Genomic DNA, 25,839 nt, shown 5'->3' on the forward strand with positions numbered 1-25,839 from the left:
CGCGATTTAGGCCGACCTTGTATTATCTTTAAATTCAAAATTGGACGCACAAATGCCCAATACTATTCATATCAAGGCTTTTGGAATGGTTGCCGAGCGGATCGGAGCTACTGATCTGGAACTGGCTCATTGCCTGGATTCGGAGGCACTGTTGGAGACTCTTCGCGCAAAATTCCCAGAATTGACAACCACAAAATTTAGCCTTGCCATCAACAAGAAGCTGATTTCCGGAAATCAGGAAATCCCTGAAAATGCTGAGATAGCCTTATTGCCACCCTTTTCTGGAGGATAAGATGAACCGATTCGAGAGACAAGTCATACTTCCCGGATTTGGGATCGATGGCCAAGCCAAACTTCGAAATTCCTCAGTTTTGGTCATCGGAGCCGGCGGACTGGGGTGCCCGATTTTGCTCTACCTTGCCGCAGCAGGCGTTGGGAAAATCGGTGTCGCAGATGGCGATAAGGTAGCGCTGTCCAACCTTAACCGACAAGTGCTTTTTGGGGAAAAAGAGCTGGGTAAAAACAAGGCTGAAACTGCCGCCCGGTATTTTCAAGAAAAATACAGTGACATCAAATGGGAGGTTTATCCGGAATTTATCACCACCGAAAACGCGCAAGAATTGATCTCAGGGTATGATTTGATGATCGATGGGACAGATAATTTTCCGACCCGATACTTGGTCAATGACGCCTGTGTTTTAATGGGAAAACCTCTGGTTTTTGGAGCAATTTACCAACACGAGGGCCAGGTTTCTGTTTTTAACCTAGGCGAAAATGCCTGCAACTACCGGGATCTATATCCGAAGATGCCTTCAGCTTTGGAGATCCCGAATTGTGCAGAAACCGGTGTAATCGGGGTTTTGCCGGGAATCATCGGGAACCTGATGGCCTTGGAAGCTATCAAGGTACTGAGCGGTCTGGGTAAGCCGCTGAGCAACCGAGTGCTGTTTTTCAACAGTCTTACCTCCCAGACCTACGAAGTAGAGATTTCCCCAAACTCGGAGGCACAAGAAGCCATGCCAGCGTCGTTTGCCTCGTTTGAAATTATGGACTACGAACTCGCATGTGAAGGCATCAAGCAGCTTACTTGGTCGGATGCCATGAAAAAAATGAATCATGATGTAGCTTTCGTGGATGTACGCGAACCCGGAGAAATGCCACCTTTGGAATGTACCGGCTTGCTAAAAATCCCGTTTTCTTCGCTTTCTACCCAATTTGGAAGATTAGCGGATTCTGAAGAGGTGCTGTTCTTTTGCCAAAGCGGGATCCGAAGTCAAAATGCCGCCCGGCAGCTTCAGGAAGCCTTTCCTGATAAGAAAATCTACTCAATCAAGGGCGGTATCAACGCATTGAAAACAAATTGACATGAGCATGGAAAAGGAACGCAACCCCAAAAATATCTTTGTGCAGGGCGCTATCTCGCCAGAAGCTGTCGCCAAATCGATAGCCAACCACGCAAGCAAGACCGATATCGGGGGGCATTCGATCTTCTTGGGGCAAGTTCGTGCTGACGAGAAACCCGAAGGGAAGGTGATCGCCATTGACTACACCGCCTATGAGGAAATGGCCTTGGAGAAGGCTTTTGAGATCCGGGAGGCCATTTTTGCAAAATATCCGCTGACCTGTATGCACATTTACCACAGTTTGGGGGCGGTGAAAGTCGGTGAGCTGTGCCTTGTTGTATTTACCTCGTCCAAGCACCGCAAAGCCGCGATGGACGCCTGCGACGAGCTGGTTGAGCGGATCAAGGCCGAACTTCCGGTTTGGGGAAAAGAGATTCTGGATTCAGATAATCATGTCTGGAAGGTGAATGTTTAATGCAGGATGTTAGAAGCTGAAAGACCGGAAACGGAAGAGGACCAACTCCTTGGAGTTAGATGTTTTCTCTAAACCCTAGATAGCAGTCGAGTGTCGACTGTTGACCGTTGACAAAACAAAGAATCATGATCAACATCACCCATAAATCATCCACACTTCGCAAAGCAATCGCCCAGGCGATTGTCTGTGTCAGCAAGCCGGAGACGATCCTTGCGGTAAAGAACCGGACCGTTCCGAAAGGCGACGTCCTGGAAATGGCCAAAACGGCCGGGCTTTTCGCGGCAAAGCGTACAGCGGACATGATTCCTGATTGCCATCCGCTGCCGATCGAGTTTACAGCAGTGAGCTACGAGATCGGAGAGATGGAAATCCAGGTGGTCGTCGAAATCCACACGATCTACAAAACCGGAGTCGAGGTGGAAGCGATGCATGCGGCTTCGGTCGTGGCGCTGACGATGTATGATATGCTCAAGCCGATCGACAAAGGGATTAGCATCCAACACATTAAACTTTTGGAAAAACGTGGCGGAAAGTCAGATCAAAAGTCGGATTTCAGCAAGTTGAAGGCGGCTGTGGTAGTGTGCTCGGATTCTATCTCTCAGGGAAAAGGAGAGGACAAATCCGGTAAAGTCATCATTGGCAAATTGGAAAGTTTCGGCGTTCAGGTGTTGAATTATGTCGTGATTCCTGATGATAGCGACCAGATTCAAAATGCTGCCCATGACGCGGTAGCGCAGGGGATCGACATTCTGATCTATACTGGCGGAACAGGGCTGTCGCCACGAGACATTACGCCGGAGTCATTGTTGCCGATTTTGACTCGAAGAGTGCCGGGAATCGAAGAGGCAATTCGATCGTACGGACAGCAGCGGGTACCGACGGCGATGATGTCGCGCTCTGTGGCTGGAACGATCGGAAAGATGTTGGTTCTGGCTCTGCCTGGTTCGACAGCCGGTGCTGGAGAATCAATGGACGCTGTTTTTCCGGCGGTTTTTCACGTGTTTCCTGTCTTGGCAGGAGCCAGGCATTGAAGGCTGCCGCATCAAGAATCAAGATACAAGAGCCAAGAATCAAGATCCGAGAGAAAGTGTAAATGTCCTGCCTCGCTGGAAGCAGGAGATTTCGTTTTCGTGCCTAAGCCAGTTGAGGCCTTAGTAATTCGATCTCGCTCTTCAATTCCTGAAGTTGCAGCTTCATTTTTCCAATGATTTCTTCCGAATCCACATGGATCGAATCGACCAAATCCTGGTAATAGGCGAGCCCGAGGTTCAGGTTTTTTCGAAACTTTTCGAGGTAAGCTTCCTGCTTGGTCGAGGCCTCAGGAATCAGCTTTTGAAATTCCTTTTTTAGATAATCCATATACAGCTGAGCCTCTTTGACAAAGACATGCGGCCGATCTGATTCTAGCTTCAGTGAGATCTTTCCATAGATGTGATCTACCATTTCCTTGAGGCTGAAAACCCCTTTAAAATAGGCCAAATTTGGGCCGGGACAGATGGTTACCGCATTGAGGTTTCGCCGCGGAGTTTCGCCCTGAGCGAGGATCGCCGGAGCGCTGAGTCCTTCGCAGAGGCAGTCTTTCTCCAAGATGTCGTTGAGTTCCTGCTTGCTGATCTTGCCTTGGTCAAACAGTTTGGACTTTAAAACCTGATATTGTCTTGACGCCGTGCAGATCGGCTTCTCGGTAAATTCCGTGCTGAAGCTCAAAAACTTCTTGTAGCAGGGACTTCCTGGCCGGTCTTTTTCGATTCGCATTTTGCGCTGATCTTCTCCGCTGCTCGTGCGCAAATTGTTGAACGGAATACCGAGAGGTGAAGCGTGGCTCAGGAAAAAGTCGGATTTTTTGGCCTCGATAATCCGCTGGATTGTCTCTTCGTCGACGGATGTGGCTTCCGGAACTAGCAGAAATGGACTTCCCCAACCCGTGCCGTCCAGCTGGTAGTGATTTCTGAGGAAGCTGTCTTCTCCGGCGGTACCGATCCCGCCTTGATAGGTGATTTTGATGGATTCACTTTCTGGCAAAAGCGGTTGTTCTTTTTGGCCCAATGCCAGATTGCAGCTCTGTCGGATGGTTTCGATCAGCTCTTTTCGGTTGGTTTTGAAATCCTCCAGGATCGGTCCTGCCAGGAAACCATCTGTTGCAAAAGCATGCCCGCCACAGTTTAGACCCGATTCGATCCGGAATTCAGATACCCAAAGTCCTTTTTTTGCCAGGAATTTCCCTTGGATCAATGCCGACCGATAGTCGCTTACCTTGAGGATGATCCGCTTTTTGATCTTGCCATTTTCGTCAGGAAAAAAATCGGCAAATTGCTCAGCATAGCTGTAGAGGGCGGGATTCATGCCTGCGGAAAAAACCAAGGCCGCTGTTAGTTTGCTTTTGGCGAAGCCTCTCAAGGCTGACAAGGCATCGGAATACTCCCGGGAGAGCTCGTTTCCTTCTTTGTCGTAGTTAAGTTTATCGACCTTGGTCATGATGTTCACGTCAACCGATCCGGGTATCACTAGCTCTGCAAGCTGGGCTTTTAGGCTGTTTTTTTCGGAAGATTCCGCCGCCAAGTATTGATTGAACAATCGCGTGACCTCACTTTCCTGCGGTAGTAGGGCGATCAATTGACTCATCGAACCGGCGACTTCCCAATTCTCGTTTTTCAACTCTTCCATCTGGGTCTGGATGACCTGATGCAGCATATCGAGATAAGCTTGGACTCTTTTGGCCCGATAGTCGGCTTCTGATTCCAGGATAGGGGAAAAAGGCAAGCTGAGTATTCTGGAATGGATCCTCCGCATGTCCTCCAACAGGAAATCATCCATGATGGAGACGACGCTGGATATGCCGAATCTGGCGACCTTAAGCGGGGTGTCGACTGTATATCCCAAACCCATCACTGGGATGTGAAAGGTGTGGAGCGTGGCAGACTGGTACATAAATGGAGCGGTAATGAATCTGATGAAGCCACAAAACTACCTCGGACCTGGTCTCGAAAGGATGCTTTTAGCTTGGTGCTAGCCTGACATTAATCAGAGAATAATCTGAGAAAAAACACCGTTCGGCATTCTGGTTTTTAGTGACTAATTTGATCACAGGCTTGAAAATCAAATTTTTATGATCGAAAAATTCAATTTGGGTTTGCTGGATTTGCTGTCCTTACTTCTACCGGGGGGCTTTTTGTTGGGCTTGGCCTGGCAGCTAGGAGGACTTCGGGACTCGTCCATGCTTCGTGAGATCCCGGAAGGCTGGGCGTCCGGGGCCGTGTTTGCGGCCACAGCTTATGTACTCGGGCATTTCATCCACATGGTAGCCAGTTACTTGGATGGGCTAGTCTTTGAGAGAATCAAGAAATCCAGATGGCCAGACGAGACCTTAGTCAAGAAAGCCATAGAGATTAAGGACAGTGAAATCGGTGAGATCGACCGGAAGTATTTCAATGTGTTCAAGTGGTCTTTGGCTTACTTGATTCAGCATCAGCCGCTGATGTATCAGGCGGTGGAAAAGCATATTGCAGAGTCGAAGTTTTTCCGAAGCTTCGTAGTCGTGCTTCTGATCGCAGGGATTTGGGCTTTCTCGAAAGGGAGCTGGGGAGGAGGATGTTTGAGTTTGATCCTCATGTTCCTCTCTCTGGTCAGATATGTTACCCAGCGACAAAAATCCATCGAATCGGCCTATCAGTACGTGATCGCTGCATGGGGAAAGAAACGGTAGGCTAGACAAGAGGTCTGAGAAAGAAAGCTTACTTGCGTTCTCGTCAGAGGCCTTCGCCTCGGATAAACTCCAGTTTTCGTCAAAACTCCATCTCGATGCTTTCTCCTGCTTTTAGCTGCAGGTCGATTTCGGAACCATCCGCAAAGAGAACGACCTTTTTGCCTTTTGCAGAGTGAACCCTTAGCGTTTTCACTTGTCCATCTTCCCAAGTGAAATCCAGCGTGAATCCTCCGCGAGCCTTCATTCCGGTTACTTTGCCGGATTTCCAAGCTTTGGGCAAAGCAGGCATGACCCGGATAATTCCTTCCTCGTGAGATTGCAGCAGCATCTCAGCCACACCGGCTGTGTAGCCGAAATTTCCGTCAATCTGAAAGGGCGGATGCGCATCAAATAGGTTGGTGAACAAGCCAGTGGCAAGAAGCTTTTGGATGTTGTCATAGGCCATCTCTCCGTCCATCAGCCTGGCGGAAAAGTTGATCAGCCAAGCGCGCGACCAGCCGGTTCCGGCGCCACCATTAGCCAGCCGGTAGTCGAGGGCCTTCTTCACCGCTTCGAAATGCTCAGGTGTGGCGTCTTTGGTGATGGCAGCGCCGGGATGAAACGCATAAAGATGTGACATGTGTCGATGGCCTTTTTCGGGCTCTTCGTATTCCCGATCCCATTCGAGGATCCTGCCGTCCGAACCCAATTGAATTCCGGGACGAAGCTGGGCGAGTTGGGTTTGGATCTTGTCGGTCAGCGCGGATCGTTTGCCCAGAATTTCATTGGATTTCAGATAGATGCTGAAAATATCTGAGATCAGTTGTTGATCCATTGCGGCTCCCATTGTCGAGGCCGCCTGGACGCCTTTTTCGTCGATAAATTGGTTTTCCGGAGAGGTCGAGGGCGCTGATACCAGTGTCCCGTCCCTTGGATCTGTAATCAACCAATCAGAGTAGAATTGGGCGATTTGCTCGAAAGCTGGCAGGGCTCTTTTCTCCAAAAAATCCTTGTCCTGAGTGAACAGGTAATGCTCCCAATAATGTCTGCCTAACCAGCCGCCCGCCCCGATCCAACTCCCCCAAAAGGCTGTTCTGGACTGCAGAAAAGGGATTTTCCAAAGATCCGTCGTGTGGGGAAGCATCGCTCCTTTCATGTTGAAATTCACGGAAGCGGGCTTCTTACCGTTCTCGATGAGCTCATCCGTAAAGTCAAATAGAGGCCCATGGAGTTCACTCAGATTGGTGACTTCCGCCGGCCAGTAATTCATCTGAAGGTTGATATTGAGATGGTAATCGGCATTCCACGGAGCGGAGATGTGCTGGTTCCAAAGTCCCTGCAAGTTGGCAGGATTGGTGCCAGGTCGTGAAGAGGAAATCAGGAGATACCGTCCAAAGTCAAAAAGGAGTTTTTCGAGATGTTGATCGGTTTTGCCCGACTTTACATTTTGGATGCGTTGGTCAGTGGGTGTTTCGTCCGCCGTTTCCCGGCTTAAAGTCAGACTCATTCGGTCAAACCACGACTTGTATTCCCGCTCGTGCGCCTGCTGGAGCTGCCCCCAGCTGCTAAACGCGATCTCGTCGAGTTTGGCTTCGGCCTTTTTCTCAAAGTCTGCCTCATAATAGCTGGTCTCGGCAACCAGTTTTAGGTAGATTTCTTTGGCTCCGCTTACCTGCAGGCCTTCCGATGTAGCTTTGATTTGGCCATCTTGATTTTGGGCGAGCAGGAGAACCCGGAATTTGACGCCGTTGAGAATTGGAAATGGCTTGGAATCGATCTGTCCATTGCGCTGTGTGACCATGCCTTTCATCTCGAGCAGGTTGTCATTCAGAGCTTTCGATTCCGCCGTCGGGTGATTCTGGTCCATCGGACGATCCATTCGGATCAGTCCCCGGAACCCATCTGGATGAGTGGTGAGGAGTTTGATCAAGATGGCTTGATCGGGCGCTGAAGCGAAGATTTCCTGCCTGACGCTATGCCCTTCACTTTTGAATTCGGTCAGGGCTATGGCGGTGCCCAGATCCAGACTTCTCTTGTATTCTGTGACTGACTTCCAATCGAAATCCATCCAAAGATCCCCCATCGTCTGATGAGATCGGGTGACTTCTTTTCTGGAAAATTTTAAGACCAGCAACGAGTCGGCTTTTTGGTGATCGCCCGCGATCAGATATTCACGGATTTGAGCGAGATCGGCAGGAGTTCCATCCGCCAAGCCCCAGTCGTCCGGGCCACCGGGCCACATCGAGTCTTCGTTAAGCTGGATATGCTCCTTGCCTGGAATTCCGAAGACCATGGCTCCCAATCGTCCGTTCCCCAGGGGGAGCGCGTCTTCCCATTTTTCGGCTGGCTGATTGTACCAGAGAACGGAATTTTGGGCTGAGGTAGAAAGCACAATAAAAAATGCCCAAAGGACTAAAATGGGAGACTTTTTCATGGGTTACTTGGGTATGGTCCAAGATTACGACAAATCCTCAACCCAGCCAACCTGTTCGGGGAAAAAATGCCTCAAACAGACTCTGAACGGCATTGAGTTCTATAAATCCTTCAGAAAATTCCGAAACTCATCCGTATTGAAGTTGCTCATTCCCTGCTGATAAAAGACGATTTTTCCTTCCTTGTTCACTACCAGAGTTGTGGGGATGGACTCGCTTTGTAGACTTTGATTTAGCCCGAAACTCGCATGGACAGAAGGAAAAGCCCAAGATTTTCCCTCAATAAATTCTCTACTTTTCTCGATATCATTATCTAATCCGATCATCAGGAATTCGAGATTGGGAGTGTCTTTGACTGATTTGTAGAGTTCGGAAATATGCGGCATTTCCGCCCGGCAGGGCCCGCACCAGGAAGCCCAGAGGTTGATGAAGACCGTTTTGCCCCGGTAGTCTTGGAGGTCGATTACATTTCCATCGAAGTCTTTGAACTGCGCCCGATAGTCGAATTTTTGATCGGTCAGATCGGGGATTTCGATCTTGGGTTTCATCAAGCCGGTCGAAAGCAACACGGACTGCATGCCGCCCTGAATCACCGGAAGTAAACCTGTGAAGTAGAGAAATGCGAAAAAGGCCAGAATCAGGCCCCAAGACTTAAATTCTTTTTTCATTTTAATGTATTAAGTACGACGTACCAAGTACAAAGTATGAGGCTTCTAGAACCTCTAAAGTTTGGGTTTTGGTCGTTAATTTTCTAATCCGACAATATCGAATACTGAATGTCGAATATCGAATGATGAAGTTTGGAAATCCGAAATCAAAATTACTTCCACAATCCCAGACTCTTAGTGACCAAGCGCACATATTCCCCTTTTTCAAATCCAATGCGGGCTTAACTTGCGGCGTTGATTAGAAGCAAAGTATTCCCAAACATATGACTTACGAGATTAAAATCGCATCTGAACTGGGTATTAAGCCCCATCAGGTAAAAGCCACCATCGAGCTTTTGGACGGTGGAGCAACGGTTCCCTTTATTTCCCGCTATAGAAAGGAAGCCACTGGAACCTTGGACGAAGTTCAGGTCGCTGGGGTTCGCGACCGCATCGAACAGCTCCGCGAATTGGACAAGAGACGGGAGGCGATCTTGAAATCTGTCGAGGAGCAGGGCAAGATGACGACCGAACTGAAGAAGGCCATCGAAGGTGCCGAGACCATGTCAAAGCTCGAAGACATCTATTTGCCCTATAAACCCAAGCGAAGAACCAAGGCGACGATTGCCAGAGAAAAGGGCCTTGAACCACTAGCTGAGCGGATTTTTTCACAAACTTCCTTTGACCTTCAGTCGGAAGCAGCAAAGTATCTCAACGATGAGTTGGAGGTGAAAACTGCCGAGGAAGCACTGCAGGGTGCCCGAGATATCATTGCGGAGTGGGTCAACGAGAGTGCGCCAGTTCGCGAAAAGATGCGAAAGTTGTTTTTGGATGAGGGGATGTTTACTTCCCGCGTAATTCCCGGAAAGGAAAACGAAGCGGTCAAGTACAAGGACTATTTTGACTGGTCCGAGCCGATCAAGACCGCACCATCCCATCGGGTTTTGGCGATGCGAAGAGGGGAAAAAGAGCTGTTTCTGATGCTGGATTCCTGTCCTGAGGAGCTTTCTGCTTTGGCTAGAATTGAAAAGGAGATTTTGGAAGATGCTGCAAACTCGGCTGTCGATCAGGTGAGAATCGCTGTTAAGGACTGCTATAGAAGATTGCTCAAGCCAAGCATGGAGACGGAAGTACGCTTGCTGACCAAGAAAAGGGCGGACGAAGAGGCCATTCGTGTGTTCGCGGAAAATCTCCGCCAGTTGCTTCTCGGTGCGCCATTGGGAGAGAAGTCCGTGATGGCGATTGATCCGGGATTTCGGACAGGTTGCAAGTTGGTATGCCTCGGCCCACAGGGTCAGTTTTTGCATTATGAAGCGATCTATCCGCACGAACCACAGCGGAGAACTGCCGAGGCAGGGATGATCGTGAAAGGCTTGGCGGAGAAATTTTCGGTGCAGGCTATTGCCATCGGTAACGGGACTGCAGGTCGTGAGACGGAAGCTTTTGTGAAAAGTCTCGGCCTTCCCAAATCGGTGATCGTGACGATGGTCAATGAGTCTGGCGCTTCAATTTATTCCGCGTCGGAAGTGGCTAGAAATGAGTTTCCGGATCTGGATTTGACGATCAGAGGCGCCATATCCATTGGTCGCAGACTGATGGATCCGCTGGCGGAGTTGGTAAAGATCGACCCCAAGTCCATCGGCGTCGGACAATATCAACACGATGTGGATCAAAACGCGCTCAAAAATGCGCTCGACGATACGGTGATGTCTGCCGTGAACGGAGTTGGAGTGGAGGTCAATACCGCTTCCAAGGAATTGCTCACCTATGTCTCCGGATTGGGGCCGGGTTTGGCACAGAATATCGTGGACTTCCGGGCGGAAAATGGCCCGTTCTCCAGCCGAAGCCAACTCAAGAAAGTGCCCCGATTGGGCGAAAAGGCATTCGAACAGGCAGCTGGCTTCCTGAGAATTCGGAATGCCAAGCATCCTTTGGACAGCTCGGCGGTTCATCCGGAGCGGTACGAGCTGGTCGAGAAGATGGCCAAAGACCTCAAAGCCTCGGTAAAGGATTTGATGGGTTCGGAAGATTTGCGCAGCAAGATTGTCCTAAAAAACTACGTATCTGAGACAGTCGGTTTGCCAACGCTTCAGGATATTCTGGAAGAGCTCTCCAAGCCGGGGCGTGACCCACGGGAGACTTTTGAGGTCTTCAATTTCCAGGACGGAGTTAACTCGATGTCGGACTTGAAGGTCGGCATGAAGCTGCCTGGAGTTGTGACGAATATTACGGCTTTTGGGGCTTTCGTGGATGTGGGAGTGCATCAGGATGGCTTGGTTCATCTGAGCCACTTGGCTGACCGATATGTCAAAGACCCAAATGAGATCGTCTCTGTCAATCAAAAAGTGCAGGTGACGGTGATGGAAGTGGATATCCCGAGAAAGCGAATTGCATTGAGCATGAAGGCTGATCCTTTTGCGGAGCGCGGAAAAAGCCAGGCCAAGCCTGTTCAGAAACCTGTGAAAACGGAAGAACCTCAGGGCAGCATGGCTGATAAGCTCGCAATGCTGAAGGGGAAGTTTGGGAAATAAAGCTTATTAAGTTATAGGTTATTTGTTATTTCGCTTCGGTTAGTATCCTCACTTAATGCACCATCGTTGGAAACGAATGGGGAGACTGATCGAGGCGATTTCTATTAAACAAATCGGCGGGAATCTGAAAATCTATGAGGACACGAGAACCACAGCGTTTTTTTAGGCAGTTTTTATTCCTTTCCCTTTTGTTGGCGAGTGGCGGTGTTTTTTCGCAACAGCTATTTAAGGGCACGATCGTCGATGCCGCCCGGGATGAACCGATTCCTTACGCTACAGTCTTTTTGACCAATACGACCTTTGGAGTGTCAGCAGACGAGGAGGGAAGGTTTGCGCTGAGCGCTCCTAAGGGAAACTATGATGTGATTGTCAGAATGCTTGGCTATGAGCCCTTGACGTTTTCGCTGAATACTACAGAGATAAAGCCGCAGGGTTATCGAATCATGCTCCAGCCTATCGAAGATGAGTTGGATGAAATTGAAGTGGAGGACGCGCGGGATCCTGCTTGGTATCGAAATCTGGAGATTTTTAAATCCTATTTCTTGGGAACATCAGCAAATTCTAAGTACGCGGAAATCCATAATGAAACCGACCTGCGCCTGGATGATCAGTCCACGCCAGGGGTTTTAGTGGTAAAGGCTGCGGATGTTTTAGAGGTTGAAAACCCAAATCTGGGCTACGGAATTCAATATTTATTGACTGATTTTAGATATGATCGGAGCAAAGGATATACTTTTTACGGCGGGAATCCCCTGTTTTTTCCGGATTCGACACTTGGTCCGGCGAAGCTAAAGAAAGTAGAAAAGGCCCGAGAGGAGGCCTACCGGGGCAGCTTGCAACATTTTATTCAGGCGCTCTATCTGGGAAAAGTCAGGGAAGAAGGCTTTGAAATCCGGAGACTCGACCGACTTCCGAAAGACGGCGGGTTTTTAGATCAACTGACTTCCGAGATTGTCGATGAGGAGACGCTGTTGTCACGCGACAGGGATGGTAGAGTGATGATCAGCTACGATTTTCACTTGCATATACTATATAAACTCGAGAAAGAATCCATCGAATATGCAGGTGTGATGAACGGGCCAAGATCCAGTAATCAAACTACAATCATGAAACTTGAGGTGGACTCACTTGAGCTCTATGAAAACGGCGGATATTCGGATGCTTTTGGGATCATGGTGGAGGGATACATGGCTTGGGAGCGGGTTGCGGATTTGTTGCCGCTCGATTATCGCTCTAAGTCACTGGGGAAATAGCGGATTGTAGATTTCTCTCCTCGCCTCAGACAGTTCAGAAAATCAGAGAACTCCCACAGGCAAAAACACAGACGGATGCCTTTCAATACATCATTCCAAACACCCAGAGCGGAATCTTTTTCCCAAAACCGTGTTCAATTTCATCAGCGGCAATCAGATAGTTTTCAAGGTGTTTGACTTGGCTTGCATCTTTGTTTTTACCACCCACTTCGATCACCAGGTCGTCTACTTTGAAATCACCTGATTCCGGCAATCTGACTTCTTTTTTGATGTTTTTGAGTTGGTTGAGAAGGAATGTCTCCCTCACAGAACCGATGTCAGGATTGGCCTTTAATGCATAGGAGAGGTTGGTGTTTTCCAAATATACTTTATCCGGCTTTTGTAAAAGTGAAACCCCTTTTCCATCAGCAATGAGGAAATTGAGCAATCTCGCTTTTTCCAGTTGAGTGAGCCATTCGTACACAGAATCTCTTGATGTTTCCACTTTGCGGGAGATAGCCGATACATTTGGCTTGAAAGGAACAGATTCCGCCAATACGCCAAGTAGTTTTTTGACTTTGTAGGCGGTACCGGCATTGTAGTCCGCAATGAAGGCCAGGTCTGATTCGACTACCGTGTTGATGATTTGCTGGAGGAAAACCGGAATAGTTTCTGGATTTGACTCAGTGATGATCGGAAGGTAACCTCTCTTGAGATATTCCTTGAATGCCGGAAGCGGTTGGAGTTTAGAGGTGATTTCAGGGGTGATTTGTGAATGCGAGTTTTGGATTTCTGCCAACGAAACTGCTTGAAAATTCTGATTCTGAGTCAAATTCAGGTATTCCCGAAATGACATTCCCGGCAACTCATAAGTGATCACCCGACGGCTCAAATCGGACTCACCTCTATAAATATCCAAGGCGGAGGAAGAGGAAAATACTACTTTCAGATCAGGAAAGGAATCATAGATGTTTTTGAGTTCGCGAGACCAATTTGGATATTTATGTACTTCGTCAATGAACAAGAACCTGCCGCCGTTTTGATAAAAATCGGCAGTGGTCTCTACCAAATTGTGTGTGTAAAACCAATAGTGGTCAGCTGAAAAGTAGAGCGCTTCATTGGATTGGGGCTTTATCCCATATTTGATCCGCTGGAGCATGAGTGTGGTTTTACCGGATCCACGAGGACCTTTGATGGCGATCATGCGCTGGTTCCAGTCAATCTCCGAGAAGAGATATCGGAAGAACTTGTCGTCAATCTGATTTAACAGATTTTGGAAGTTTGAAAACAGAATTTCCATTTTTGTAGAATCTATTCTTCAAAAATATGTAAATATTGTCGAATAAAAAAGACAAAAATATAGAAAGTATGACATCTTGAATCGACAATGTCCCACTTAAATTTCGTGTATCGAAAGCATTTGGAAATTCTTTGCGGCCTACTAGGTGCTATCATCGATGGTCTTTTATCGCAAGGGGAATGGAAAAATTCAGAGAGGCGGAAGGAATTGCGAGATTTAGTTTCGACACGCGTAACGGTTACTTATAAGACTAGGTGTGTGGATGATTAATAAATTTGGAGGCCTTGCCCAAATAAGTACATTTACGACATGAAGCCAGCTGTCCGCAACATTCTCATTTTGACTCTGATTACCGCCACTCTTGCGGTTATTTATTGGTTGGTGATTAGCTTTTATAATGAAAAGAATCGCACCGATGATGCGCACGTGGATGGAAATATTGTGCCTGCGATAGCCCGTACGGATGGTTTTGTAGATTCTATTTTTGTAGAAGACGATCAGTATGTCAGCGAGGGAGATCTACTCGTACAGCTGGACACGATTGATCTTTATCTGCAATTAGAGCAGGCACTGACCGCTTTGAGTATCTCCAATACCAATGTGAAAAGAGCGGAAACGGGCATCGAGGTGATGGAGATGGAGAAGAAGATCGCGGCGCAAAATATAGAAGCGCAAAGCGTCTCTGTAAGTACTTCTGAAAGCAACTATAAGCGCAATAAAGTATTGCAGGAAAAGGGCGTGGTGTCAGTGCAGGTGTACGAGAAGACAGAAGAAAGCTTAAAAAGTAATGAGGTAGCGCTTCAGAATGCTTATAACCGGCAGGTACAGGTGACGGCTCAGCTGGAGGATGCAAAAACGCAGCTGCAACTTGCCCATCAGAACATCACTGCACAGATGAATCAGATTGCAATCATCAAACAAAACATTCAATACGCGTCTATTAAAGCTCCTGTGAGCGGTTTTGTGTCGAAGCGAAAGATCCAGGCTGGGCAAATGGTTCGCACCGGGACTCAAATCTATTCCATTGTTCAGTCGGATGAATTGTGGGCTACGGCCAATTTCAAAGAGACGCAGTTGGCGGCTTTTCCGGTCGGCAAGCGGGTCGAAATCATCGCCGATGCCTATCCGGATGAGGTTTTTTATGGTATTGTAGAATCGATCGGCAGTGCCACAGGGTCCAAGTTTGCGCTTTTGCCGCCGGACAATGCCACTGGAAACTACGTAAAGGTCATCCAGCGTGTCCCGGTACGGATCAGATTTGAAGATACTGAGCTTGCCCAGAAGATGCTGAGACCGGGATTTAGCCTCGTGGTATCTCAATGATCACTTGTTTCCCAGAATTGTCTATGCAACAGGTAAAAGGCGCCGCTTAATGTTCGCAGATCCTAAATTCTGGACACGCTTTTTTTTCTTTGCCGCCTTGGTCGTGGGCAGCTTCAATTTCCTTGGGCAAAGTCTTTCCTTCAGTTATGTGCAGGGACACTTTGGCGTATCGTCAAAAGACGCCACCTGGCTGCTCCGCGGATTCCAGGCCGGTACCATTATCACCGGCATCGCGGGACTTGTTTTTATCAAATGGTTTGGCAACCGGAGTCTGTTTATCGGCTCTTTGACAGTATTCCTGATTGCTACTTTTTTCTCATTCACTGCAAAGGAGTTTAACATCCTGCTCGTAGCGAGAGTCGCGGCTGGTATCGCTAACGGCTTTGTAATCGCGGTTTCGACTCAAATGTTCCTTTCCACCTTTGAAGGCAAGACAAGAATAATCGGCTCGCTCTATACCGTGGCGGCCAATATTGCCGGGCTATGTTTGGGGATGCTTTGCGGCAGCCTGTTTACCGAGGATTACGGTTGGCAGTTCAATTATTTTCTCAGCGTGCCAGTGGTGTTAGTGCTGCTGGGTTTCGCATTTGTGTTTGTGCCTGCTACGCAAAAGAATGAAGAGATCGAAGAAGACTGGATCAGTCTGATACCCTTTTCGATCCTTATTGTTTCACTTTTTTTCCTGGTGCTTTTCCGCGAGCAATACGAAGGGATTAGCAACCCGAAAATATTGGTTTCATCCATCATCGCTTTATTGGCTGCGGTTACTTTGTTGATTCGGGGACTTATCCATGAAAAGCCGCTATTCGACACCAAACTTTTGCAGTATCCTGAGTTTGTATTGGCGCTGTTGATCTCCTATCTGACCGGCGCCGCTTTCGTTTTCAATGTTTCCATCCTTGCAAAACTGCTTGGCGGAATATTGCAGATGCCGATGGGTGAGGTCTTTCATTTCATGAACTTTCTTTTCCTGGTGGTATTTGTGATGCTAGTCTTCACCTTCATCTTGATCCTGAAGAAATTCAATGCGCATTGGCTCATGATCGTCGGCTTGCTGGCGATCGCTTATACCGCATTTTCGCTATCCAGGCTGAGTCCGGAGTTTAGCTTTGACAGCATTGTCGCCCCTTCGCTGATTGGAATCGCGGGGGCCGGGGTGGTCGCCACGAGTGTGATCATCATCGCAGTCAAAAGCGTCCCTCAGCAGCATATCAGCAAGGTTGCCAATTTCCGCAGCGTAGCTTTTACCTTGGGTATTGCCCTTACCGCCACAGATTTGGGCAGGCTACTCAATCTTGAAAGTACCCGGAATTTCAACCTCATGATCAGTTACACAGATCCCGGAAACCCCTTGGTGCAGGAGCGGTTGAATATGCTGCAGTCACTGTATCAAAGCAACGGGCTTGATGCAGACCAGTCCTATCAGGCCGCTTTCAATGGTTTGACCGGCATGGTAAACCTGCAATCTTTCTTCCTGAGCATGAGTGAAATTCTCTGGATCGGTTGTGTCTTAAGCCTTGCACTTGCGCTGGTACTTTTTATAGTATGGACAGCGCGTAATTATAAAACGCTTTTCCACTTATTCAATTTTAAAGAAGCCGGAAAATGAACATCTTGAAAGCCATTAGACTGGGTACGCTGATCGCCGCGTTTATCTTACTTTCTGTGGCGCATTCGAATGCGCAAAGAGAGTTTACGCTAGCCGAATGCATTGGGTATGCTTTTGAACATAATCCGGCACTCAATGCCATCGCAAAGGATACGCTGATCGCAGGTCTCGGCACGCAGCGGGTCTCGGGATTGTATCTGCCCCGGGCAAATTTTGCGTCAGCATTTCAATACTACATCGCTACGCGAAAAACGCTGGTGGAAGGTGGCTCAGCCCTGGCACCGCCTTCGCTTCCGGAGGGTGAGCCAATGGCACTGGATGTAGGATATAAGAACAGTTGGTATCCGACATTCAATGTGAACCAGCTTATTTTCGACCCGTCGTATCGCAACAATTACAACATCGCACTGCAAAATCAGCAACTGCAAAGCCAGGAACTGGTCAGCTTCAAGATTGATGTGGTCACCGGGATTACCAAGGCTTTCAATACCTGCAAACTGCTTGAATTACAGGCTCGGTTTCTTGAAGGAAACATTACGCGGATCGACTCACTGGCGGAATTGACCAGGATCAAGTTTACTGAGGGTGCGGGAGTGAAGATTGAAGTCAACCGGGTGGAAGTAACCGCCAACCGGATGCGGAGCGAGCTTGCCAATGTGCAAGGCAGCTACAACGAAGCTTTGGTGGCGCTACAGTTCCAGATGAATTATCTAGAGGCGGAACCGATGATTCTGACCAGCAATCTGACAGTCGGCCAAATCGTGGATGATTCGGATGAACTGTTACTGCAACTCTCCCAAGGAGCACCTGATCAGCGCATCGAAAACCAGTTGCTCCAAACTCAAATCTCTCTGGCCGATGAGTCAATCAAGTTGGAGCAAAGCAGGGCATTGCCTGTAGTCGGCGCTGACGGCTCAGTTGGGTTTACACCAGGTGCAAATGAGTTCAGTAACATGTTCCAGGGCGAACGATGGAGACCGTATTCGTATATCGGGATCAATGTCGGCATTCCAATCTTCAACGGGATGGATGTGAAGCGGGCGGTGGATCAGCGGAAGTTGACGGCGCAGCAGTCACGGGATTACCTAGATCAATTCAACATTCAATTTGAGTCCGAAAAAGCAATCACGGAGGTGCAGATACAGATGGCGTTGGAGCGATTCAAGTACGCTGACGCGAATCTCAAACTCGCAAACAACAACATCGAATTGCTGCATGAGGCCTTTGTAAACGGCGTCGCGGACAATCAGGACATGATCCTGGGTGAAAATGACCTGTATGACAACCAGGCGAGGTATTTCAACGAACTGCTGCAATTGATGCTCAGCGAAATTGAGGGGCAGCGGGTGGTTGGTTTGTTTAATTCTTTGGCAGGATTGTAGCCGTCAACAGTTCACAGACGACAGTCCACCGATGGTCCAAAGGTGGTCCAATGGCTTTTCCTTTGTCAGGCGTAAAGTCAGCTAAACAGATTGTAAGTTCGCCCTCATTTCCTCTACCAATTCTTTCAGTCGGGATTTAGCCTCGGGAGGTGAGATGATCCGAACCCCGTCTGCCAGACAGATCATCCAGCGAACAAATCCTTCGAGATGGGAGGTCATGAAGGTCATTTCTACGCGATTTTCCAGTCTTTTCTCCATCACAAAGCCTTGGTTGTACTTCTGCTCGCGAAGGTATTTTTCCATGGAAGATGGAACCGAAAGGACAATCTGGATCAGGTCTTCGGCTGCACGAACCTTGTCGATGTATTCCTTCAAGGTCGGGTGGGCCTGCGGATCGTAGGTTTCATCCAGAGTTTTCAGACTGTTGATGCGGTCCAGGCGAAAGGTCCGGTAATCTTTTCTCAGCCGACACCAGCCGATCAAGTACCATTGTTCCGTGGCATAGTAGACACCGACGCTTTCCACATTTCTACTGCTTGTCTTTTCCTCCGCAAAGGTCGTGTAGTTCAACGCCAGCAGTCTTTTGGAACTCAGCGAGTCCAAGATCACCCGAAGGTGCTCGTCTTTTCCCTTGAGTTGGAGTTGATTTCTGTTTCGAAAGACAGCTACCAAAGGCGACAACTGATCAAGACGGTCTTTTTCTGAGCTGCGCAAGACGGACTTGATCTTCAGCATGGCGGAGTGAAAATGCTCGCCGCTGCTACGGTCGGAGAGTTTTTCGAAGATCTTTTCAGCCACCACAAAAGCTTGCGCTTCCTCTTGCGTGAACATCACCGGAGGCAGGCGGTAGCCTTCCACCAAAGAATAGCCCTGTCCGGCCTCACCGATCACCGGGACTCCGGCTTCCTCCAGCGCGCGCACATCCCGATACACGGTTCGCAGGCTGATGCCAAATCGATTGGCGATTTCCTGCGCTTTGGTGACACGCTTGGATTGGAGCTGGGTGAGAATGGCCGTCAGTCGGTCGATCCGGTTCATGGGGTTGATTTTTTTTAAGAAAAATGAAAAATACGAAAACCCTACTGACATACTGTTGTCACTGGTCGGTAGTTTCTTTGTGTAACATAAAAACCTAACCACAAAAAAACATGGAAACTCAAGTGAAAAACGAAACGCTGATTTCAAAAGAACAACTGCTGGCACACTGGCAAGGACACCGGGCTTTGACCCGCAGAGTGATCGAAGCTTTTCCCGAAAAAGAGCTCTTTTCCTTTAGCGTCGGAGGTATGCGACCCTTTGCGGAGCTGGCGTCTGAGCTGATGGCGATAGCTGGTCCAGGGGTAAAAGGCCTCGCGACTAATGAATGGAAAGAGCTCGACGAAAAGGATCCTTCCAAAGGAAGCAAAGCCAAATTGCTTGAATTCTGGGACAAGACTACCGCAGAGATTGATGAGTATTGGCCACAGATCGAGGAGGGAAGATTTCAGGAAACGATGCTGGCTTTTGGAATGTACGAGGACAAGGGCTACTGTACGCTGCTGTATTTCATCGACAATGAAATCCACCACAGAGGTCAAGGCTACGTGTATCTGAGAGCTTTGGGTATCACTCCTCCGAATTTCTGGGAAAGATAAATTAGTAGGCAGTTTCCAGAGGGCAGCGATCAGTCGCAGTGTTCAAAATGTCCAGCTATTGTGAGTAGTAAGGAGGAAGTAGTAAGTTGTAGCGACCCCACAATTTACATCTTACCACTTACTACTCACAGATGCTGCCTACTGTGACTGCCAACTGAAGTTTAATTATTCTGGTACATCTGATTGTAGTCGCCTTCGTCCATTCCCTTGCTGAACCTTCGCAGGTTGTAGGTGAAGGACAGCATCACATACTGCTGGAGAACATTGGTCTGGACGTCTTCGATGTAGGACTCAGTGATGTCTCTGCGGACGTTGGCGTTTTGACCCAGGAGATCGTAGACCATCACGGAGATTTCGCCGCGCTGATTGTTGAATACTTTTTTGCCCAGACTCATATTGATCAGGGAGAAGTTATTGTCGTAGCCCTCCGAAAGCCCGGAGTTGATCTGATGGTTCAAATCCAGTCGATACACAAAACCCGCCCAGAAGATCCAGTTGAAGTTCACCCGGAAACGCTGCTGGAAGAAGTGGTTATTCAGGCTCGAATTCAGCGTGTTTTCGACGTCGTTGAACGAAGATCTTGACCAGATGTTGAAGTCTACCTGATCGCTGATGCTGGAGTTGAGCGAGAATCCACCGCTGATTCGCTGCGAATTGTTGAAGCCTGTCTCGTCATTGACCAGACTGGGTCTGTTGGAGACGCCTCCGCCGACGTTGAGGTTGAGTTTTGATTTGATAAAATCCAGCGGCATTCCGTAGCTGATCCAGGTTCTCAGATCTACGAAACCATCAAGATTGACCGGTTTGTTGAGCTGGGAGCCTTTTTCCAAGATAATTCCGTCCTGAATCTCGGTCGGCTCCTGGGCAATGAAGGAGCTGTTTGCGATGTAGTTTTCTACCAGATTTGCCTGTGCATAGACAAACCAGCTCTTGTCCGTGTCGGGATTGTTGCTTCGCATTCTCATCCTAAACTGATTGCTGTAGGATTGATTCAAGTCGGGATTTCCCGTCCTGAGCTGGAGCGGGTTGGAGTTGTCGATCACCGACTGGAGTTGGTTGATCTGAGGTTCGTCGGTCTGCGTGTCGTAGTCCAGCTGAATGTTGGTATTTGGGGAGAATTTGTATTCCATCCTGACGGTGGGAAGAAATGCGCTGAACTGGCGCTTTAAGTCAAAGGGGTCAGGGAATTCCTGCTTGTTGTCAAGTTGGGCATCCTGATATTGGACCTCAGCCTGCATTTTCAGTTTTTCGGTGCTATACTGATAGCCGAGCTCTAATTGCTGAGTCAGGTAGTCGCTTTGGAAGGTGTTGCTCAAAGCCGTGTCCAAAACGAGGATTCCGGTCTCGAAGTCGCCGCCCTCTACGTCGTAAGTCAGCTTGTCTGATTCGTTTGAGCGGTTTCCGATTTCATATTCAATCTCCATCTGGCCTTTTTTGCCGATGGTCTCGGTGTAGGAAATACCCGTTTCCCATGAGTTTCCGGTTCGCTCTCGCGTGGTGCGCTGGTCAAGGGTTTCATTTCTCGGGCCATCCTCCTCGTAGTAGGTGTTTCGGGCTTTGCGATCCGAGTCGTCCTCATTCCACCCCATGTGATAATTGGATCTCCAGGTCAATGTCCTTCCCGGTTTGTCAAACTTATGACTGTAGAGTAACCTGTTGAAGAAATCGTAGTCGTTGTAGGTTCCAGTTTTCAGGTTGTCTACCTCGTTGATCAGGTTGACTCCGTCGTCCGTTTGCCCAGTAAAGGCTGAGCGTTCGGTTTCGAATCTTGCAGACAATCTGGGGATATAGAGAATCCTGTTTTTCTCATCGATGTTGTAATCGAATCTGAAATTGGCCTCATGCTGATTGCTGACGCGAACATCGGTCGCTGTTTCGTTATAGAATTGGTTTGTGTCGTCGGTGGTCACATAGTCTCTGTAGCGATCCACAACTCCGACATTTTCATAGTTTGAATAGACGTAGCTGCCACTGGCTTTGATTTTTTTGCCCCAAAGATCCGAGTAGTTCAATCCCAGAATATTGGTGGTGATGATGCCTTCCTGCGGATTGGAGTTGTCTTGGGAGTTGGGGTCGCTCGAATAATTGAGCATGTTGACATTGTTGGTCAGGCCGGTGACCGTGATGCGCTGGTCTTCGTCGAAAGCATTGATGCTGGCTCCGACCAGGTATCGGTCGTCGGTGCCGTACCCCGCCGTAGCTTTACCAAACTGGCCTTTTCTGCGGTTTGCTTTGGTGATGATGTTGATGGTCTTCATTCTTTGTCCATCATCAAAGCCACTTAGCTGGGCTTTTTCACTTTTCTGATCAAAGATCTCGATGCTCTGAATTACCTCTGCGGGAAGGTTTTGCAGGGCGTTTTTGACGTCCGTACCAAAGAACGGCTTGCCATCCACGAGGATTTGGGCGATGTTTTCTCCCTGAGCCTGCAGCACACCGTTTTCGGAAGCCACGCCGGGGAGCTTCTCGATGAGCACTTGGGCGCTGGCATCCTTCATGGTTTTGAAGGCGTCCGCATTGTACATGGTGGTGTCGCTTTTCTGTGTCCCGGTCGATCTTCTGGCTGCGACTACTACTTCATTCAGCGCCGTAGCCTCTTCACTGATAGAGATGGTTCCTACGTCCAGATCTTTGGTGATCTGGACGTTTTTGAATGCATTTTGGTATCCCAGGTACTGGATTTTTAGAATAAATTCCCCCTCATTTTCCGTGGTCAATACGAAGCTGCCGTCCGGATCCGATATAATCCCAGTGACTTGCGCGGAATCTGTGGCCGATAGGAGCAACACGTTGGCGTAGGGGATGCCTTGGCGGGTTCCGGTATCCTGTACTTTTCCTTTGATGCTATGTGTTTGAGAAAATGTCGACGACAGACTCGCTACGAACAGTGCTAGGAATAATAGGTATTTCATGGTCTAGGTTTATTTTCTCTTTCGAATTAATCGGGTGTCAACTGTAGTACGGCCGATGAAAAACGAAGGACTACAGGACTACAAAGGAACCTAGATAATAGCAGGAAGTCAGGCCGGAATTAGTTGAGCGGTATAAATACCGAATGAACAGCTCCTTTTAGAAATTGAGACCGTAGCATCCTGCGGTGTGCTGATAGTGAACGAGTTGAGAGCTTCTGATAAACTCCGACAAAAATTGTCACGATAAGATGTTTGTTTTTCGATCATTTGTATGTTTATAAAAACAACATTTATAACTTAGCTCACGTAAACTGAATCACTTATGGAAGCCGTAGAGAAAATCAGCATCACCACCAAGACACTTGCATCGGGCAATTGTCAGGTCAAGTTTTTTGTCGAAGATCAGCAAAAGCCTCAGTATGGCTACCTGCTCGTGACCGAACCCAAGCCCGTGGGTGATATTATCGAGGAGATAAAAAACCGACTTGAGCAGCGCAGGATGGAAGCAATGAACCTCAATCCTTTTTTTCCGGTGCCTCCCACTTCAGTTGATCCTGATTTTTACTTGTTCTCAGCATGAGTTTTCTGGCTTCAAACCTCCGGTTTTTGCGAAAGCAAAAAGCAATCACCCAAAATGATCTGGCGGATCAACTGGATGTGCAGCGTACGATGATCTCCGCTTATGAAGACGGACGATCTGAGCCTAAACTGGCCACTTTGCAGACACTTTGCGCGATTCTAGAAGTTGGCGTAGAGGAGTTGCTGGAGCATGACATTGAAAAGCTCGGAAGAAAAGCTGTCCAGAAACGCGGTGTGCAGATTTTGACCATCGCCGCTGACGATTCGGATAAGGAAAACATCACACTTGTCGGTCAAAAAGCGGCTGCAGGTTACCTGAACGGCTTTGCCGATCCGGAATATATGGAGACGCTGCCGCAGTTTCATCTGCCAAATCTTTCGAGGCAGGCCACTTTTCGAGCTTTCGAGCTTTCGGGTGATTCTATGCTGCCGCTAGTCTCGGGGACCATCGTGATCGGGTCTTATGTGGAGCAGTTAAAGGAAATCAAAAGTGGTAAAACGTATGTGCTGGTCACGCAGACTGAAGGAGTCGTTTACAAAAGAGTTTTTAATTACCTGGAGGAAAACGGAAAGCTGTTTTTGGTCTCAGACAATGATCAATACAAGCCCTTTGAAGTGAGGGGAGAAGAGGTGGTAGAAGTTTGGGAAGCGAAGGCTTTTATCAGTACCGATTTTCCCAATCCCGGCGACAAGAAGAAGCCGTTAACGCTGGATGACCTCGGGGAAATGATTCGGGACATCCACGCGGATCTGAGAAAGATTAAGGGCTGATTTATCTGGTCAGTTTCACTTCTGCAGTGACGCCGTTAGAGGGGAAGTAGATAGTTCCGATCCAAGTTTGGCCTTGGTTGTCCGTGCTCAGGGATATCGTGCCAGCGATGTCGGTTGCGGTAGAATAGTAATCCATCGCGAGATATTCGCCATCGATCTGCCCCTTGCCTTCTGCGGTTCTCTGGTTAAGCAGATCATATTCATAATATGCGACGTTCGGGCCCTCTTGGTTGAAAGCAAAGATGCTCACTTTTTGACCGTTGAGATAAAGCGACCATTCCCCCGCTATGTCATGCACTGATTGATTGGTATCGGTGCCGCCTTCTGTGTCCAAAGTCAGACTTTCATAGATCTCATTTCCTTCGGGATTGGTGACGCTGGGGTCTTGATTAGGCGATGTTTCCACCAAGGCTTCCGCGTCTTGGACCAACTGATCCTTTGTGGTTGAGTCTTGGTCGACCGGAGTGATGTATTCCTCGTCCGGGACGCACATCCCGACTAAGATCAGAAAGCCAACTAAGCCACCGATCATCCACAGGTAGTTTTTTGCCCACCAGCCTTTAGGCTGAGGGATTGGAGGCGAGAAAGTGTTTTGATTTGGACGAAGTTGCGGTTGCGGTCCTGGCTTTTTAGCAACCATCTTCTCCAATACCTTGGAAAGCTCCCGAACATCGTAGTTCCATCTCGAGCTGGATAGCTCTTGGGCATGCTTGAGGGAGAGTTCTTTTAAGTCTTCCGGCAAATCTTCCGGATTGGGCATTTCAGCACCATTGACCAATATCGGGATCACCCGAAGATTGCGCTTTAAAGCCTCTGTGATTTCTTTTCTCACCCAATCGTCCGGCTTTTGAAGCCGTGCGATTCCCTTTGAGTCAACCACTTTCAGCCAATGCGGACCAATCATCGCCAGAAGAACTTTGCTTTCTCCGAGTGCTTTGGCAATTGATTCGTCAAAATTTAATCCAGCTTCAAGGGTTTCTACGTCATAGAAAATATTCTCCTGGCCAAAAACCTGCTCTAGTTTGTCCTTTAATCTGCCGGACTCGCCAGAAGTATCTTCTCTTCTGTAGCTGATGAAAATCTTTCCACTTGCCATAAAAATGCTCGATCTATATCCTGCTAAATTTAGAAAAATCAGGCAGTTTTTATTCAATCAGGCAAATTTTATTCGTGTAACAAGTCGCGAAAGCCGGATTTGATTTTGCCGACTGCGTCAAAAGATGGGTCAATGTTCACAACACCTTTCCCGAGCTCATGCCAGTATCCATCTCCACATTCGATGTAGGCCCCGCGTTTTTTACCCGGTTCTTCTTTGGCCATTTCGTAGTGGTAATCCGGGGTGAATACGATCTTCATCAGCTGAATAGCATATTCCCAGTTGATGGTTCTGGATTTCCCCAGTTTTTCAAAAATCACCTCGCGGTTAGAGAAATGAACGGTCACACTGCAATCAGAGATCGCATCTTCCTCCACCAACCGGTAATGAACCTGCAGCGGAGCTTCCTTTTTGACCGTTTCGTAAATGGCCTGAATCAAATCTTGCGCCATCAACTGCCATTCCTCTTGATTTGAAGGGATTTTGACTCCTTCGTCTTTGCCTTTTTCGAGCGCACTGACAGTGATTCCGCCTTCTTCAATGTCCTTATTCGTCCATTTGCTTTTGTCAAATAGCAGCTGTAAAGGCTTGATCCAAACAGTATTCAAAGCGCCTTTGTAGCTGTAGTCGTCGTTTAGCGTGAACCCCTCGTCCAAGATTTCCTCGTTGGTCAAATCCTCCCTGTCGGTGTAGTGAAGATCCAGGACTACGTCAAGGTCACCGTTTGACCAATCTAGCATAAGGCGAAAAACGTGGCTGTAAGGCGGCGGAACGATACCCGAATCGTATTCTAATACCAGGCCGGTGAATGTATTCTTGGAAGGAGTCATGTTCTAAGCTTTGCGCAAAAGTATGGTTTTTCGGTCAATTAAGTGGTTATTTTGCAATGCT

The 25,839-nt window shown here is 48.3% G+C and carries 21 protein-coding genes; 13 read left to right on the forward strand and 8 right to left on the reverse strand.

Going from position 1 to position 25,839, the window contains the following annotated elements; all coding sequences use genetic code 11:
• Positions 1-52: 52 nt before the first annotated feature.
• The 4 genes from G459_RS0101795 to moaCB all read left to right on the forward strand — a co-directional run bounded on the left by G459_RS0101795 (position 53) and on the right by moaCB (position 2,849).
• Positions 53-292, forward strand: a complete 240-nt coding sequence (locus G459_RS0101795; RefSeq protein WP_035454870.1) for a MoaD/ThiS family protein — start codon at positions 53-55, stop codon at positions 290-292.
• Position 293: 1 nt separating this feature from the next.
• Positions 294-1,364, forward strand: a complete 1,071-nt coding sequence (locus G459_RS0101800; RefSeq protein ID WP_035454872.1) for a HesA/MoeB/ThiF family protein — start codon at positions 294-296, stop codon at positions 1,362-1,364.
• 7 nt (positions 1,365-1,371) lie between these two features.
• Positions 1,372-1,818 (forward strand): molybdenum cofactor biosynthesis protein MoaE, encoded by a 447-nt coding sequence (locus tag G459_RS0101805; protein WP_026966100.1) that lies wholly within the window; start codon positions 1,372-1,374, stop codon positions 1,816-1,818.
• Positions 1,819-1,943: 125 nt separating this feature from the next.
• Positions 1,944-2,849 (forward strand): bifunctional molybdenum cofactor biosynthesis protein MoaC/MoaB, encoded by a 906-nt coding sequence (moaCB, locus tag G459_RS0101810; RefSeq protein ID WP_026966101.1) that lies wholly within the window; start codon positions 1,944-1,946, stop codon positions 2,847-2,849.
• A 103-nt stretch (positions 2,850-2,952) separates the two neighbouring features.
• On the opposite strand, the gene G459_RS0101815 is transcribed toward moaCB, so the two are convergent.
• A complete protein-coding gene (locus G459_RS0101815; RefSeq protein WP_026966102.1) occupies positions 2,953-4,746 on the reverse strand; it encodes a hypothetical protein in 1,794 nt (597 codons plus the stop codon).
• A gap of 178 nt (positions 4,747-4,924) precedes the next feature.
• On the opposite strand from G459_RS0101815, the gene G459_RS0101820 reads away from it, so the two are divergent.
• Positions 4,925-5,521 carry a hypothetical protein gene (locus G459_RS0101820; protein ID WP_026966103.1) on the forward strand — a complete coding sequence of 199 codons (597 nt, stop codon included), beginning with the start codon at positions 4,925-4,927 and terminating at the stop codon, positions 5,519-5,521.
• Between the two features lie 79 nt (positions 5,522-5,600).
• On the opposite strand, the gene G459_RS0101825 is transcribed toward G459_RS0101820, so the two are convergent.
• Positions 5,601-7,934, reverse strand: a complete 2,334-nt coding sequence (locus G459_RS0101825) for a glycoside hydrolase family 95 protein (protein WP_026966104.1) — start codon at positions 7,932-7,934, stop codon at positions 5,601-5,603.
• A 99-nt stretch (positions 7,935-8,033) separates the two neighbouring features.
• Positions 8,034-8,600: a TlpA family protein disulfide reductase gene (locus G459_RS0101830; protein ID WP_035454874.1), complete on the reverse strand. Its 567-nt coding sequence runs from the start codon at positions 8,598-8,600 to the stop codon at positions 8,034-8,036.
• 263 nt (positions 8,601-8,863) lie between these two features.
• Here G459_RS0101830 and G459_RS0101835 point away from each other — a divergent pair, with 263 nt between their 5' ends.
• Both G459_RS0101835 and G459_RS0101840 read left to right on the forward strand, forming a co-directional pair.
• The gene (locus tag G459_RS0101835) at positions 8,864-11,110 is read left to right on the forward strand and encodes a Tex family protein (protein ID WP_035454877.1); all 2,247 of its coding nucleotides are present in this window, start codon (positions 8,864-8,866) and stop codon (positions 11,108-11,110) included.
• Positions 11,111-11,244: 134 nt separating this feature from the next.
• Entirely contained in the window at positions 11,245-12,363 is a 1,119-nt protein-coding gene (locus tag G459_RS0101840; protein WP_084454301.1) for a carboxypeptidase-like regulatory domain-containing protein, read from the forward strand.
• A gap of 82 nt (positions 12,364-12,445) precedes the next feature.
• Here the strand turns inward: G459_RS0101840 and G459_RS0101845 are convergent, their stop codons facing one another.
• Positions 12,446-13,642 carry an ATP-binding protein gene (locus tag G459_RS0101845; protein ID WP_026966108.1) on the reverse strand — a complete coding sequence of 399 codons (1,197 nt, stop codon included), beginning with the start codon at positions 13,640-13,642 and terminating at the stop codon, positions 12,446-12,448.
• Between the two features lie 309 nt (positions 13,643-13,951).
• On the opposite strand from G459_RS0101845, the gene G459_RS0101850 reads away from it, so the two are divergent.
• From G459_RS0101850 to G459_RS0101860, 3 genes are read left to right on the forward strand one after another with little or no spacing between them, the layout of a single operon-like run.
• Positions 13,952-14,965: an HlyD family secretion protein gene (locus tag G459_RS0101850; RefSeq protein WP_026966109.1), complete on the forward strand. Its 1,014-nt coding sequence runs from the start codon at positions 13,952-13,954 to the stop codon at positions 14,963-14,965.
• Positions 14,966-15,014: 49 nt separating this feature from the next.
• Entirely contained in the window at positions 15,015-16,574 is a 1,560-nt protein-coding gene (locus tag G459_RS0101855) for an MFS transporter (RefSeq protein ID WP_026966110.1), read from the forward strand.
• Entirely contained in the window at positions 16,571-17,956 is a 1,386-nt protein-coding gene (locus G459_RS0101860) for a TolC family protein (protein ID WP_026966111.1), read from the forward strand. Before G459_RS0101855 ends, G459_RS0101860 begins: the two co-directional genes overlap by 4 nt.
• 81 nt (positions 17,957-18,037) lie before the next feature.
• Here G459_RS0101860 and G459_RS0101865 read toward each other — a convergent pair whose 3' ends face one another.
• Positions 18,038-18,994, reverse strand: coding sequence for a helix-turn-helix transcriptional regulator (locus G459_RS0101865; protein WP_035454880.1), 957 nt, complete (start codon positions 18,992-18,994; stop codon positions 18,038-18,040).
• Between the two features lie 110 nt (positions 18,995-19,104).
• Here G459_RS0101865 and G459_RS0101870 point away from each other — a divergent pair, with 110 nt between their 5' ends.
• Positions 19,105-19,590, forward strand: a complete 486-nt coding sequence (locus tag G459_RS0101870) for a DinB family protein (RefSeq protein WP_026966113.1) — start codon at positions 19,105-19,107, stop codon at positions 19,588-19,590.
• 161 nt (positions 19,591-19,751) lie between these two features.
• Here the strand turns inward: G459_RS0101870 and G459_RS0101875 are convergent, their stop codons facing one another.
• Entirely contained in the window at positions 19,752-22,502 is a 2,751-nt protein-coding gene (locus tag G459_RS0101875; protein WP_026966114.1) for an outer membrane beta-barrel protein, read from the reverse strand.
• Between the two features lie 322 nt (positions 22,503-22,824).
• Between G459_RS0101875 and G459_RS0101880 the strand changes: the two genes are divergently transcribed.
• Entirely contained in the window at positions 22,825-23,082 is a 258-nt protein-coding gene (locus G459_RS0101880) for a hypothetical protein (protein ID WP_026966115.1), read from the forward strand.
• Entirely contained in the window at positions 23,079-23,852 is a 774-nt protein-coding gene (locus tag G459_RS0101885; protein WP_026966116.1) for an XRE family transcriptional regulator, read from the forward strand. Before G459_RS0101880 ends, G459_RS0101885 begins: the two co-directional genes overlap by 4 nt.
• 1 nt (position 23,853) lies before the next feature.
• On the opposite strand, the gene G459_RS28775 is transcribed toward G459_RS0101885, so the two are convergent.
• Together G459_RS28775 and G459_RS0101895 are read right to left on the reverse strand one after the other, a co-directional pair.
• The gene (locus G459_RS28775; protein ID WP_051315028.1) at positions 23,854-24,948 is read right to left on the reverse strand and encodes a toll/interleukin-1 receptor domain-containing protein; all 1,095 of its coding nucleotides are present in this window, start codon (positions 24,946-24,948) and stop codon (positions 23,854-23,856) included.
• 68 nt (positions 24,949-25,016) lie between these two features.
• Positions 25,017-25,778, reverse strand: a complete 762-nt coding sequence (locus tag G459_RS0101895; protein WP_026966117.1) for a hypothetical protein — start codon at positions 25,776-25,778, stop codon at positions 25,017-25,019.
• Positions 25,779-25,839 lie beyond the last annotated feature (61 nt).

Origin of the sequence: Algoriphagus terrigena DSM 22685 (assembly GCF_000429445.1) — a bacterium.
Taxonomy (GTDB): Bacteria; Bacteroidota; Bacteroidia; order Cytophagales; family Cyclobacteriaceae; genus Algoriphagus; species Algoriphagus terrigena.